Genomic DNA, 13,376 nt, shown 5'->3' on the forward strand with positions numbered 1-13,376 from the left:
TCTCCCTCATCCTGAGCCTGTCGAAGGGCGCGACAATGGTTGTGCAACCCACCATCTCCCTCATGGTGTTATGTCGAACCACGAACCACCAGCATTCACCCCTCCAAACAAAAATGGCGGTACCGAAGCACCGCCATTTCAAACTGATTACCTCAAACGGATGTTCAAATATCCAGCTCTTCCACGAATGCAGCGCGGTCCTGAATAAACCGGAAGCGGGCTTCGGGCTTGGTGCCCATCAAATCATCCACCGCAATTCTGGTTTCTTCGATCCATTCCTCATCGATCTGAACGCGCAGGAGCGTGCGTTTCTTGCGATCCATCGTCGTTTCCTTGAGCTGGTCGGCGCGCATTTCGCCAAGGCCTTTGAAGCGTCCGATTTCGATCTTGCCTTTTCCGGTGAACAGCGTGCGCATCAATTCGTCCTTGTGGGCATCATCGCGCGCATAGGCGACCTTGCCGCCCTGAGCGATGCGATAAAGCGGCGGAACGCCAAGGAACAGATGGCCATTGCGGATAAGATCAGGCATTTCCTGATAGAAGAATGTGATCAGCAGCGAGGCGATGTGCGCACCGTCGACGTCGGCATCGGTCATGATGATAACACGGTCGTAACGCAAATCCTCATCGCGATATTTTGACCGTGTGCCACAGCCGAGCGCGAGGATAAGATCACCGATCTGCTGGTTGGCCGTCATCTTTTCGCGACCGGCGCTGACCACATTGAGGATTTTACCGCGTAGGGGCAAAACCGCCTGCGTGGCGCGATCGCGCGCCTGCTTGGCCGAACCACCAGCGGAATCACCCTCGACGATGAAAAGTTCAGCACCAAGCGCGCCGGTCTGGCTGCAATCGGCAAGCTTGCCCGGCAAACGCAGTTTGCGCACGGCCGACTTGCGGTTGACTTCCTTATCCTGACGGCGTTTCACGCGTTCATCGGCGCGTTCCACCACCCATTCGAGCAGTTTTGATGCTTCCTGCGGCGAGGCAGCAAGCCAGTGATCGAATGGATCGCGGATGGCGTTTTCAACGATACGCTGTGCTTCAACGGTCGCCAGCTTGTCCTTGGTCTGGCCAACAAACTCCGGCTCGCGGATGAACACGGACAGCATGGCCGCCGAAGAAATCATCACGTCATCGGTGGTGATGATTGAGGCACGCTTGTTGCCTGTTAGTTCCGCATAGGCTTTGAGGCCACGGGTAAGGGCGATGCGCAGACCCGCCTCGTGCGTGCCGCCTTCGCCTGTCGGAATGGTGTTGCAATAGGAATTGACAAAGCCATCGCCGCCATACCACGCAACCGCCCATTCCAGCGCGCCATGGCCACTGGTCTTTTCGGTCTTACCTGCGAACATTTCGCGCGTGACCTGAAAATCCTTGCCAAGCGAAGCGCCGAGATAATCCTTCAATCCGCCGGGAAAGTGGAAAACCGCCTTGTCGGGCGTCGGATCTTTCGGATCGAGCAGGGATGGCGCGCAGTTCCAGCGGATTTCAACGCCGCCGAAGAGATAGGCCTTGGACCGCGCCATCTTGAAAAGCCGGGCAGGATCAAACTTGGCACCCTGACCAAAAATATCGGGGTCCGGATGAAATGTCACGCGCGTACCGCGACGGTTGTGCACCTCGCCAATATCCTCAAGGGGGCCGAGAGGATGACCACGGGAAAACCGCTGCCGGTAAAGACGCCGGTTGAGCGCCACTTCCACTTCAACGTGATCGGACAGGGCATTGACGACGGAAATGCCAACGCCATGCAGACCGCCGGAGGTCTCATAGACCTTCGAGTCAAATTTGCCACCGGAGTGAAGCGTCGTCATGATGACTTCGAGAGCAGATTTGTCTTTGAATTTGGGGTGCGCATCGATCGGGATACCGCGGCCATTGTCCGTCACCGAGAGATAGCCGTTTTCGTCAAGGTCGATATCGATGAAATTGGCATGGCCGGCCACCGCTTCGTCCATGGCATTGTCGATGACTTCGGCGAAAAGGTGATGCAGCGCCCGCTCATCCGTTCCGCCAATATACATGCCGGGGCGGCGGCGAACCGGCTCAAGCCCCTCGAGAACCTCAATATCCGCAGCGCTGTAGCTGCCGCTGCTTGCGGGTGTTGAACGCGGGGATGCTTTGGTCGCCGGAGCAGGTGCGATTTTCACAGGTGTCACTGACGTGACTGGCGTCACTGGAGCGGCCGGGGTCACAACAGGTTCGGGCTTAGGTTGCGCAACCCCCGCCTGACGTTCCCGTGCTGTTTTGACTATCGCTGAAAAGAGGTCGTTATTGTCATCCATATCGTATTTTGGCCAATGCTACAGGGGCTGCGAATCACCAGCAATCTTTACATGGTTCGCATGGAAACGCGATGGGAGTTCGYGATCTGTTCCGGCGTTCACCACAGAACTATGGTCTGATAACCCAGGTTTCAAGCCGCTTTGAGACTTAACACCACCTTTTCGAGTTCTTCAATGCGCTCGCCAAGCGCTTCATGCAGAACCTTGAGATTCGCAATCTGGCTTTTCAGCACCTGATTATCGTCGACTGTTTCGCTCTCATCGGGCGATTGCCCGACACCGTGCATCAGCCATGTCGGCGTAACACCCWATGAACCTGCCAGCATGAACAGTCTGTTGGCGCGCGGTTCCGACCGGTCGGATTCCCAGGCGGCAAGCGTTTCTGCTTGGACACCAATGCGTTCGGCCAGTTCTGCCACTGTCATGGACTTGGCATCACGGGCGCGCGACAGGCGGCCGCCTGTCGTGTCCATATCGGGCACATCAGTCATGATGTTATTGGAAAAAGTCATGGGGATTCTCCATTTTTTTCTTGTTTTTGCGGGTGTGGGAGGGGCCTTTTGCAACATTTACTGGCTGAAAAGTCAAATCTGCCGCCATTTTGCGTCAGTATTCCATTCTCCGGGCGATTGCATTTTTCCACAGAGCCGATATGCCAGAAGGCCTCGCCTGAGCTATTTGTCCCGGAAAGGTCGACAGCATGGAAAACACAACCTCACCGCAGATGAGGGGCGTTGGAACGATGGCCGGTGCCATGTTTATCCTGCCGATGATGGATGCGATCGCCAAATGGCTTTCAACGGTCGATAGCCTGCCACCTGCGACCGTCACGCTCTCCCGCTTCGTGGTCCAGACAATCCTGACTTTGCTGATTATTGTCGCGCTGACAGGTATGCATTCTCTGAAACCACACAATCTCTGGGGCAATCTGTTTCGCGGCTTTCTGATGGGGATTGGCAGCCTGTGTTTCTTCGCCGCCGTCAAATATATGCCGCTGGCTGATGCCATGGCGGTGTTCTTTGTCGAACCGCTGATGCTGACGCTGCTCTCCGCTGTCGTCCTGAAAGAGACGGTGGGCTGGCGCAGGCGCATTGCCGTTGCCATCGGGTTTATCGGCACGCTGATCGTTATCCAGCCAAGCTGGGAGCTTTTCGGCTGGGTGTCGCTGCTGCCGCTGGGCACGGCGGCACTCTTTGCCGTCTATCTCGTTCTCAATCGCCGCTTTGGCGCCCATGATACGCCGCTTGTCATGCAGCTTTATGCGGGCATTGGCGGCACGGTGACAGTTATCATTGCTCTGTTTTTGGGTGCTTGGTTCGGCGTCAGCGATATGACGCTGGGAACGCCGGCAACGGGCATGTCGTGGTTCCTGCTGTTTGCCATCGGGGCAATTGCCACGGGTGGGCATCTTCTGGTTGTGCAGGCCTCGCGCCTTGCACCTGCCTCGCTTCTGGCGCCATTCCAATATCTCGAAATCGTCATGGCCGTCATTATTGGCCTCTTCGTATTTCAGGAGTTTCCGACCGCTTCGAAATGGCTTGGTATCGCCATTATCATCGCGTCGGGTGCCTATGTGGTCTGGCGCGAAGGCAAAAAGCAGAAGGCCCCGGAGCCCGCTTTCAATTAGCGATCTTACCTGTTGAGCAAAGCCGCCATTGGCAATAGAACCAAAGACGCATTTTGTGCGGGAGGTCCATAAGAGTGTTCAAGAAAATCCTGATTGCAAACCGTGGGGAAATTGCCTGCCGCGTCATCAAGTCGGCAAGGAAAATGGGGATAGCCACGGTCGCCGTCTATTCCGATGCGGATCGCGATGCTGTTCATGTCGAAATGGCCGATGAAGCGGTGCATATCGGTCCTGCTGCAGCCTCCGAAAGCTATCTCGTCGCGGACAAGATCATCGCCGCCTGCAAGGCAACAGGCGCGGAAGCGGTTCATCCCGGCTATGGTTTCCTGTCCGAGCGTGCCTCCTTCTGCGAGGCGCTTGAGAAGGAAGGTATCATTTTCATCGGACCAAAACCCAGGGCGATCATCGCCATGGGCGACAAGATCGAATCGAAAAAGTTTGCCAATGCCGCCAAGGTCAACACCGTGCCGGGCTTTCTCGACATTATCACCGATGGCGCCCATGCGGAAAAGATCGCCGGTCAGATCGGTTATCCCGTGATGATCAAGGCTTCCGCCGGTGGTGGCGGCAAGGGAATGCGCATTGCGTGGGACGAGAGCGAAGTGCGCGACGGGTTTGAACGCGCTACCTCGGAAGCGCGCAATTCCTTCGGCGACGACCGGGTTTTCATCGAAAAATTCGTCGTTGAGCCGCGCCATATCGAAATTCAGGTGCTCGGCGATAGTTTTGGCAATTGCATCTATCTGGGCGAGCGCGAATGTTCCGTGCAGCGCCGCAACCAGAAAGTCGTCGAGGAAGCGCCGTCACCCTTTCTTGACGAAGCAACCCGCAAGGCCATGGGCGAGCAGGCCGTGGCATTGGCCAAGGCCGTTGACTATCAAAGCGCCGGTACGGTCGAATTTATCGTCGACAAGCACCGCAACTTCTACTTCCTTGAAATGAACACGCGCCTGCAGGTGGAGCATCCGGTCACGGAATTGATCACTGGTGTTGATCTTGTCGAGCAGATGATCCTGATTGCAGCGGGCGAAAAGCTCAAACTCAAGCAGTCGGATATCAAGCTAAACGGCTGGGCTATTGAAAGCCGTCTCTACGCGGAAGACCCGTACCGCAATTTCCTGCCTTCGATTGGTCGCCTGACCCGCTATCGCCCGCCGAGTGAGGGCCCGGTTGGCAAAGCCATCATCCGCAATGATACCGGTGTGACCGAGGGCTCCGAGATTTCGATGTTCTATGACCCCATGGTGGCAAAGCTCTGCACCTGGGCGCCAACCCGCCTTGAAGCCATCGACGCCATGGCTGACGCGCTGGATACTTTTGTGGTCGACGGCATCGAGCACAACATTCCGTTCCTTGCTGCATTGATGCAGCATCCGCGCTGGCGGGAAGGGCGGCTATCTACCGGTTTTATCGCCGAGGAGTTCCCCGATGGCTTCCATCCCATCGCGCCCACGGCCGAGGACAGGGACGTACTGGCCGCCATCGCTCTCAGTGTGGAGTTGGTGCGCAAGGGACGTCTCGACGGCCTCAGTGACCGTCTACGGCCACATACGGGCAAAATCCGCGCCGAATGGGACGTGCGGATCAATGATGAATATGTGCCGGTGAGCATTCACCAGAGTATTGCCAAGCCGCCAGTCAAGATTGAACTCTCGTTGCATGGTGGAGAGGACATTACCATCCGCAGCGATTGGCGGCCCGGCGATGCGGTCTGGGACGGCTATATTGATGACCGCTCGGTGAAGGCACAGTTGCGCCCCGTGCTCAATGGCATGCGCATTGACTGGAAGGGCATGTCGGTCATTGGCCATGCCATGCAGACCCATGTCGCCGCGCTGGAAAAGCTGATGCCGGTGAAGCTGCCGCCCGATACGTCAAAAATGCTGCTATGCCCGATGCCCGGCCTGATCGTCTCGATCAATGTGAGCGAAGGTCAGGAAGTAAAAGCAGGCGACACGCTGGCAATTGTTGAAGCGATGAAGATGGAAAATGTGCTGCGCGCCGATCGCGATCTGACCGTTTCAGCCATCAACGCCAAACAGGGGGATAGTTTGGCTGTCGATGCCGTGATCATGGAATTTGCGTAAGATAGGGCTGCATAAGCGTGAGTGGAGCGTGGTTCGACAAGCTCACCATGGGGCCCTTCGACAGGCTCAGGATGAGGGGTGCTAAATTCTGCAACCTTTGTGATCTGCAATCTTTGTAATTAGCATCGCATCCCCACTCTCCCTCATGGTGAGCAACTGTGTTTGGGTGTTGATCAGATTTGGTGTTCTAATCTCCATGGTGTGTCGGTTTTGATGATGGCGTTGATGATGACGATGAGTTTTCGCATGATGGCCACAATTGCAACCTTGAAGGGTTTTCCAGCGGCTCTGAGTTTCTGGTAGAAGCGTGCCAGTGGCTGGCTCTTGGCCCTTATGATGGAAAGGCACGCCATGTAGAGGATGCGCCTGATATGAGGGCGGCCACTGGCAATGGCCGCTTCCAACTGCTTCCTGACCTTGACCTGTGCGGCGATCAATGCGGCGATAGCGGCTTGCGCCTCGGGACTGGTCATGCGGGCCTGCAGGCTCTTCAGCTCATTGTTCATGCTGATGAGGCATCGGCGCAGCGTCGTTAACTCCTTGATGCTGCTTTGCTGTCTGGTGCGCACCACCGGCATGCGATGGACAACGGCCATCACCAGCACCTCGGCAATCGCCCTGGCGTCGAGACGATCCGTCTTGGCGCGTTTGCCTTTGAGGCGGGCAAAGCCGCGAATGTCCTGGGGATGCAGGCACCAGACCAGCAGGCCTGCTTCGTTCGCAGCAACGAGCAGACACGCCTCATAACCACCGGTGGCCTCGCAGCCGAAGGCAACCCCTTCAACCGACCCGATGCGCTGCAGCAGAAGGCCAATCCCTTCAGGGCTATTGGCTACCCGCAGCTCCAGCCCATCGGGCAAACAATGAATATCGAGGTGATCCTTGCTCACATCAATGCCGACAAAACGATCAAACTGTGTCATGATGAGGTTCCCTGGCTTGTCATACGGGGTCGGTGCCCCTTGCAACTGTTCGGGTGTCATCGAATGACAGGGCCTTGCTCACCATCGGACTGCAATGTCCGCTTGTCGAAACGGCATCCTGTCAATCGGTCCACGTGCCGGGAAAGGGTACGTGGACCTCTTCACATTATACCATCTCTAACAGACAAGCTTGTCGAACCACGCTCGATAATGTCCTCGATGGCATCGCGCGGTTCTGACAACCCCGCCGCAATGGTTTCAATACCAACAGGTCCGCCACCAAAATTATGGGCAATCATCGACAGATAACGCCGGTCAAGCTGGTCAAGCCCCAGCGCATCCACTTCGAGGCGCAACAGCGCGGAATCGGCAGTCTGGCGGTCAATGGAATCCTTCCCGTCCACAATGGCAAAATCCCGCACGCGGCGCAAAAGCCGCCCGGCAATGCGCGGTGTACCGCGAGCCCGGCGCGCAACTTCCAGCGCGCCATCATCGGTCATGCCGATACCCATGATGCGGGCACCGCGCCGGACGATATGTTCCAATTCCTCAACCGTATAGAAATTGAGCCGGACGGGAATGCCGAAGCGATCGCGCAACGGTGTTGTCAAAAGCCCGAGACGCGTCGTCGCCGCGACCAGCGTAAATTTGGCCAGATCAATCTTGACCGAACGCGCGGCAGGACCTTCACCGATGATCAGATCGAGCTGATAATCTTCCATGGCCGGATAGAGAATTTCTTCCACTGCCGGATTAAGACGATGGATTTCATCGATGAAGAGAACGTCATTCTCTTCAAGATTGGTCAAAAGCGCCGCCAGATCACCCGCCTTGGCGATCACCGGGCCGGACGTGGAACGGAAATTGACGCCAAGTTCCTTGGCCATGATCTGTGCCAGCGTCGTCTTGCCAAGGCCGGGCGGCCCGACAAACAGCACATGGTCCAGCGCCTCACCGCGTGACTTTGCAGCTTCAATAAAGACTTTCAGATTGGCCCGCGCTGCCGCCTGCCCGACAAAATCATTCAACGTTTGCGGACGCAGCGTCGTATCGGCGTCTTCACCGCGTTTGTCGGGGGTTATCAATCGGCTGACATCACTCATGCGGATGTCCTCGCATAGCGCGCTGGATCAGGCAACCGTATCACCGGGAAAGTTCCTTCAAACCCAGACGGATCAGCTTGGCGGAGTCGGCATCTTCGCCCGCATCCCGCAGCGCTGCAGCAATGGCATTGGCTGCCTGATCGCGCGAATAACCAAGATTGGTCAGCGCTGAAACCGCATCGGCAACCGGGGCGGGGGCAACGCCCTCGCCCAGTTCCTGCTTGAGACCAATTGTGCCCATAGCCTCACCGGCAAAGGCAGGCGCCTTGTTTTTCAGCTCTATGACAATGCGCTCGGCCACTTTCTTGCCGACACCCGGTGCGCGGCTGACCATAGCAATATCGCGCAGCGCAATGGCGTTGGCGAGCTCGGAAGGCGTCAAGGTGCCGAGGACGCTCAAGGCAACCTTGGCACCGATACCCTGCACGCTCTGCAACAGGCGGAACCATTCGCGCTCCAGCGCAGTACCGAACCCGAACAAACGGATCAGATCTTCGCGCACATAGGTTTCAATCAGAAGCACGGCTGCTTCGCCGGGTCCGGGCATGTTCGACAGCGTTCGCGCCGAGCAATAGGCAACATAGCCCACCCCATGCACATCGAGGATCACATGATCCTCGGCAATCTCATCAACAGTGCCTTTGAGTTTTCCGATCATAGCTGTGCCGCCAGTTTCTGTTCAATGGCAATCCGGCCAATGGCACTCTGTCTGTGGTGCGCATGGCAGATAGCAACCGCCAAAGCATCCGCTGCATCATCCGTATCGAATGTCGCCTTGGGCATCAGCACCTTCACCATCATGTGAATCTGCTTCTTTTCCCCGTGTCCGACGCCGATCACCGCTTTCTTGACTGCGTTGGGCGCATATTCGGCAACTGGCAATCCGGCCAGCGCAGGAACAAGCAGGGCAATACCGCGCGCCTGACCCAGTTTCAGTGTCGCCGTGGCATCTTTGTTGACGAATGTATGTTCGACCGCTGCCTCGTGCGGCATCTGGCCATGAACGATTCCAGCAAGACCGTCGTGCAATTGGCAAAGGCGCGATGCGAGATCAAGCTTGGCGTCGGAAAGAACGGTACCGGCGGCAACAAACCGCAATGAATTGCCGAGCGTCTCGATGATGCCCCATCCGGTACGCCGCAGGCCGGGATCAATTCCAATGATGCGAATCGCTTCTTTCATGTCGAGACCTTATCTAGCTGTCAGGGAACTTGACAGCAGAAAGGTGAACAAAAGAGAAACAAATCTATATGTTGTGCACGATTATCATATGCCAGAGCCTTTCCAGCTCAAATAGAATTGCTCTGCGGAAAGGGATTAGCGATGGGCGAAAGCGGTAGCGAGCAGACTGATCTGATCCGATACTGGATTGGTCGTCAGCGTCCGCCTCGGGCCAGTGCTGGTGCCCTCGTTATAAATCTCGTCATCCATCTGCCTGACACGGGCCTGCAAGCGCAGTGACCGATGCACGAGATCGCAATAGTCGAAGGGAATTTCATCCCAACCTTCCACATCTTCCGGTGCCGATTCCGTATCGAGGCGGACTTTCGCTTTCTCCGACAGAACCTGTTCCTGCGTCATTTCTCCGCTGCGCGAGGCCCTTTGCAGCAATAGCCACGACGCAACCTGCATCAGACGTGTGGTCAGACGCATTGATTCGGCGGCATAAAGCGTTGCCGCAATGCGGCTCAAGCGCTTGGCTTCGGCACGGCCTTCCCCGTCGAGATAGGCCGCAGCCTCTTCAACAAGGCTCATGCCCTCATCATAGATATGATTGAACGTTTCCGAGCGGACCATGCGATCGGCCAGCCGGATTGTATTGTCAGCGTAATATTCCCGTTCAGCCATTTCATGCCCTGTCATTAAAAATCCGCTGATTCTCAAAGCAGCGCTCTCTTACTGGGACAGCAAGCGGGTCACCACAACGGTCAACGGGCGGTATTCCCCAGCAACCTGCCCGCATGCACACATGAGCGCAAGTTTATCCTTAATAAAGGGTTAACGTCAGGGCCGCCGCATAGATATGAACACAAAAAAAAGAGCCGCAAAAAATGGCGGCTCTCAGGAGTCTAACAGGGAGGCGTCAAACAAAGTGGCCAAACCACTTGGTAAGAATCCAGAAAACTGGATGATCAATTTATAGCTTGTAATGCTTAACGAGCGGTTAATGCCGACATTGAAGTAGAAACCACCAGTACCCAGAAGATTGCATCGAACAATCAGCTTCCCATCAGTTTTGCCCGCTTTCGCAGTTCAAATTTCTGGATTTTTCCGGTCGATGTTTTCGGTATTGCCTCGAAAAGCACATGCCTTGGCACCTTGAAACGGGCAAGCAGTGTCCGGCAATGGGCGATCAATTCTTCCTCTGTCGCCACCTGCCCCGGCTTGAGTTCCACGAAGGCAAGCGGTGTCTCGCCCCATTTATCATCTGGCCGAGCCACGACGGCGCAGGCACCCACGGCAGGGAATTTGTAAAGCGCATCTTCGACTTCGATGGAGGAAATATTCTCGCCGCCTGAAATGATAATATCCTTGGAGCGATCTTTCAGCTGGATATAGCCATCAGGATACATGACACCGAGATCGCCGGAATGAAACCATCCACCGGAAAAAGCTGCATCGCTGGCCGCCCGGTTTTTCAGGTATCCCTTCATGACAATATTGCCACGGAACATGACCTCGCCAATCGTTTCACCATCGGCGGGTACGGGCTGCATGGTCTCAGGATCAAGCACAGCAAGGTCTTCAAGCGAGGCATAACGTACGCCCTGACGCGCCTTTTTGGCGGTGCGGGACGCGGCTTCCAGCGCATCCCACTCATCCTGCCATTCATTGACGACCGCAGGACCATAGGTTTCCGTCAGGCCATAGAGATGCGTGACCGCAAACCCTGCGTCAGCCATACCGGCCAGAATGGATTCCGGCGGCGGTGCTGCGGCCGTATTGAAAGTCACCGTCTGCGGGAATTCGCGCTTGTCCTTTTCAGCTGCGTTGATCAGCACCGCCATGACAATGGGCGCACCACAGAGATGTGTCACGCCGAGATCGGCAATCGCATCATAAATCGGCTTTGCCCGCACCCAGCGCAGGCAGACATGGGTGCCGAATTGCAAGGCAAGCGTCCACGGAAAACACCAGCCATTGCAGTGGAACATCGGCAGGGTCCACAGATAAACAGGATAACGCCCCATGCCGGATGCCACCACATTGCCATAACCCATCAGCGCTGCGCCGCGATGGTGATAGACCACACCCTTTGGATCGCCTGTCGTACCCGATGTATAGTTGAGCGTAATGGAATCCCATTCATCATCGGGCATCGACCATGTATAATCAGGGTCGCCACTGGCAACGAAGGCCTCGTAATCGATCTCGCCGAACGGCTCACCCTGCGGATAGGGCGCATCATCTGGATATTCCGTATCGACGAAATGAATGACCAGCGGCTTCACCTTGGCCAGTGCCAAAGCCTCGCGGAAAACCGCTGAAAACTCCGTGTCGACAATGACGATCTTGGTTTCCGCATGGTCAAGCTGGAAGGCGATCACCGCCGCATCGAGCCGCGTATTGACCGAATGCAGCACGGCCTTGGTCATAGGCACACCGAAATGCGCTTCCAGCATGGGCGGCGTATTGGACAACATCACCGTAACCGTATCGCCCTTGCCGATCCCACGACGAGACAGCGCCGAAGCCAACTGGCGGGTGCGGCGATAGAACGTGCCATAATCATAGCGCTGCGTGCCGTGGATGATCGCTATTCTCGACGGGTAAACCCGCGCTGCCCGCTCCAGATAGGTCAGCGGCGTCAGCGGCTGGTAATTGGCCGCATTGCGCTCAAGATCACGATCAAAAATTCCACCACCCATACACGCCTCCCAACGCTTTGCATCTGGAAGCTTAGACCATGGAAACAAATGATGGCTAACGGTTTTTCCTGACCAATCAACAAAAACCCGCCCTGAAAATCAGGACGGGCCAATATCCGCTAAAGCCAACGGGTGATCAGGAAATCGCGGTCTTCGCTGTTCCGGATTTCATTCCCGAATTCCTCGCCACGCTATGAACAGGCCTGCCAGCAACAACCAGCTTTGCTTTTGCCACGTGAGCCTGCGGAACGGGACGTTTGCCCCAGCCAATGCTCGGCAGCCATTCAAGATAATGAGCCAGCGCAAACTGCGCCATGATTCCACTCGCAATCAGCAAAGTATCATCAAGCACATCGCCGGGGTTCATCTCCTTGACGATCTGCGCAACCATGGCAAGGATTGTCCCGGCAATAAACACCGGCAGCGAATGCTTGCCGAGAATGGCCAGCGGATGATCTTCCGGCGTGCGTGCCAGATTGGAAATGGCCGGAACCGAGACGATCACATAGGCCAGCGCCAGCACATGGACGAGACGGGTCAGTGACAGGAATGTCTTGTCAAAACCTGTCACCACCATCGGCAAGCCCATTGAGGTATCAACGCCCCAGAACGGCACGCGTACCCAAAGCAGCGCAAGCAGGATGTAGCCGACGGAAAATCCGAACAGATATTTGTTAAACGGAATCTGGCCGCCCCGGCGCACATGCATCACACCGGCAATGCCGATCACGAACAGGAACTGCCAAGACAACGGGTTCAGGAACCACACGCCCGGAGTCGGGTAATTTGGTGGTGCGATCTGGTAAACACCTGATACCAGCCACAGCAGGCCGGAAAATCCGACCATGACTGACAGGCTGATATTGCCGAGGAACAGGAACAGCGGCAGCATGAGAAGCAGCACGCCATACATCGACAGGATATTATTATAGCCGAGCTGATGCCCCATCGTGGCAAGGCCAATCAGCGCCTCAGCCGGTTGATCCATCAGTGGTCCGATATTGATGAAGGACATAAATTCCGGACGGTTGAGATAAAGCCCGGCAGCGCAAAAAATCGCCAGCGTTGCCACTGTCGTCAGGATATGCGCGCTATACAGCGTCGCCGCACGGCGCCAGGCTTTCAACGTTATAAGAAAGCGGTTGCCCGCCTCGAACTTCGAGCCATAGGCAAGACCGACTGCAATACCCGAGATCAGCACGAATGCCTCGGCAGAGTCCGAAAAGCCCAGATTCTTATGGGTCAGATGCTCAAAAACGGTTCCCGGCACGTGGTTGATGAAGATGGTCAGCAGTGCCAGAGCCCGGAAAACATCGATGCGGGTATCCCGCTGTTGGAGCTGTGTCTGTGTCATAGCATTCACCAATTCCTGTCATGCAAGATTCAACCACAGCACTCCCGGCCTCGTAGGGGAGCGGTTCTTCGACGGTCGTGATTGATAATGTTTACATAGTCCGAAAGTTGCGATTCGGCCGATCA

At 56.1% G+C, this 13,376-nt stretch carries 10 protein-coding genes and 1 pseudogene; 2 read left to right on the forward strand and 9 right to left on the reverse strand.

The window, feature by feature from the left end; genetic code table 11:
- Nucleotides 1-164: 164 nt before the first annotated feature.
- Entirely contained in the window at nt 165-2,288 is a 2,124-nt protein-coding gene (parE, locus tag AB4Y96_RS01770) for a DNA topoisomerase IV subunit B (protein ID WP_441915280.1), read from the reverse strand.
- A 131-nt stretch (nt 2,289-2,419) separates the two neighbouring features.
- On the reverse strand, nt 2,420-2,800 hold the full coding sequence (locus tag AB4Y96_RS01775) for a helix-turn-helix domain-containing protein (protein ID WP_441915282.1): 381 nt from the start codon (nt 2,798-2,800) through the stop codon (nt 2,420-2,422).
- Nucleotides 2,801-2,988: 188 nt separating this feature from the next.
- On the opposite strand from AB4Y96_RS01775, the gene AB4Y96_RS01780 reads away from it, so the two are divergent.
- Both AB4Y96_RS01780 and AB4Y96_RS01785 read left to right on the forward strand, forming a co-directional pair.
- Nucleotides 2,989-3,915 (forward strand): DMT family transporter, encoded by a 927-nt coding sequence (locus AB4Y96_RS01780; protein ID WP_441915283.1) that lies wholly within the window; start codon nt 2,989-2,991, stop codon nt 3,913-3,915.
- Nucleotides 3,916-3,989: 74 nt separating this feature from the next.
- On the forward strand, nt 3,990-6,002 hold the full coding sequence (locus tag AB4Y96_RS01785) for an acetyl-CoA carboxylase biotin carboxylase subunit (RefSeq protein WP_441915285.1): 2,013 nt from the start codon (nt 3,990-3,992) through the stop codon (nt 6,000-6,002).
- Between the two features lie 173 nt (nt 6,003-6,175).
- Here the strand turns inward: AB4Y96_RS01785 and AB4Y96_RS01790 are convergent, their stop codons facing one another.
- The 7 genes and pseudogenes from AB4Y96_RS01790 to AB4Y96_RS01820 form a co-directional block, all read right to left on the reverse strand.
- On the reverse strand, nt 6,176-6,925 hold the full coding sequence (locus AB4Y96_RS01790; RefSeq protein WP_441915286.1) for an IS110 family transposase: 750 nt from the start codon (nt 6,923-6,925) through the stop codon (nt 6,176-6,178).
- Nucleotides 6,926-7,128: 203 nt separating this feature from the next.
- Nucleotides 7,129-8,028 (reverse strand): annotated as a pseudogene (gene ruvB, locus AB4Y96_RS01795) (Holliday junction branch migration DNA helicase RuvB); the annotation flags it as partial.
- Nucleotides 8,029-8,068: 40 nt separating this feature from the next.
- The gene (ruvA, locus tag AB4Y96_RS01800; protein ID WP_441915288.1) at nt 8,069-8,686 is read right to left on the reverse strand and encodes a Holliday junction branch migration protein RuvA; all 618 of its coding nucleotides are present in this window, start codon (nt 8,684-8,686) and stop codon (nt 8,069-8,071) included.
- Nucleotides 8,683-9,210, reverse strand: a complete 528-nt coding sequence (gene ruvC / locus AB4Y96_RS01805) for a crossover junction endodeoxyribonuclease RuvC (RefSeq protein ID WP_091879864.1) — start codon at nt 9,208-9,210, stop codon at nt 8,683-8,685. Before ruvC ends, ruvA begins: the two co-directional genes overlap by 4 nt.
- 135 nt (nt 9,211-9,345) lie before the next feature.
- A complete protein-coding gene (rcdA, locus tag AB4Y96_RS01810) occupies nt 9,346-9,876 on the reverse strand; it encodes a protease adaptor protein RcdA (RefSeq protein WP_441915662.1) in 531 nt (176 codons plus the stop codon).
- 371 nt (nt 9,877-10,247) lie between these two features.
- Nucleotides 10,248-11,897 carry an acyl-CoA synthetase gene (locus tag AB4Y96_RS01815; RefSeq protein WP_441915290.1) on the reverse strand — a complete coding sequence of 550 codons (1,650 nt, stop codon included), beginning with the start codon at nt 11,895-11,897 and terminating at the stop codon, nt 10,248-10,250.
- A 136-nt stretch (nt 11,898-12,033) separates the two neighbouring features.
- On the reverse strand, nt 12,034-13,251 hold the full coding sequence (locus AB4Y96_RS01820; RefSeq protein WP_091879861.1) for an OpgC family protein: 1,218 nt from the start codon (nt 13,249-13,251) through the stop codon (nt 12,034-12,036).
- Between the last annotated feature and the right edge of the window lie 125 nt (nt 13,252-13,376).

The sequence above is a fragment of the Phyllobacterium sp. TAF24 genome, assembly GCF_052113785.1.
Classification (GTDB): Bacteria; Pseudomonadota; Alphaproteobacteria; order Rhizobiales; family Rhizobiaceae; genus Phyllobacterium.

Bases quoted from the DNA above. Each gene is read 5' to 3' on its own strand.
- ruvC (WP_091879864.1), bottom strand. From the start codon at position 9,210: ATGAAAGAAGCGATTCGCATCATTGGAATTGATCCCGGCCTGCGGCGT.
- AB4Y96_RS01820 (WP_091879861.1), bottom strand. From the start codon at position 13,251: ATGACACAGACACAGCTCCAACAGCGGGATACCCGCATCGATGTTTTC.
- parE (WP_441915280.1), bottom strand. From the start codon at position 2,288: ATGGATGACAATAACGACCTCTTTTCAGCGATAGTCAAAACAGCACGG.
- AB4Y96_RS01815 (WP_441915290.1), bottom strand. From the start codon at position 11,897: ATGGGTGGTGGAATTTTTGATCGTGATCTTGAGCGCAATGCGGCCAAT.
- AB4Y96_RS01780 (WP_441915283.1), top strand. From the start codon at position 2,989: ATGGAAAACACAACCTCACCGCAGATGAGGGGCGTTGGAACGATGGCC.
- AB4Y96_RS01790 (WP_441915286.1), bottom strand. From the start codon at position 6,925: ATGACACAGTTTGATCGTTTTGTCGGCATTGATGTGAGCAAGGATCAC.
- rcdA (WP_441915662.1), bottom strand. From the start codon at position 9,876: ATGGCTGAACGGGAATATTACGCTGACAATACAATCCGGCTGGCCGAT.
- ruvA (WP_441915288.1), bottom strand. From the start codon at position 8,686: ATGATCGGAAAACTCAAAGGCACTGTTGATGAGATTGCCGAGGATCAT.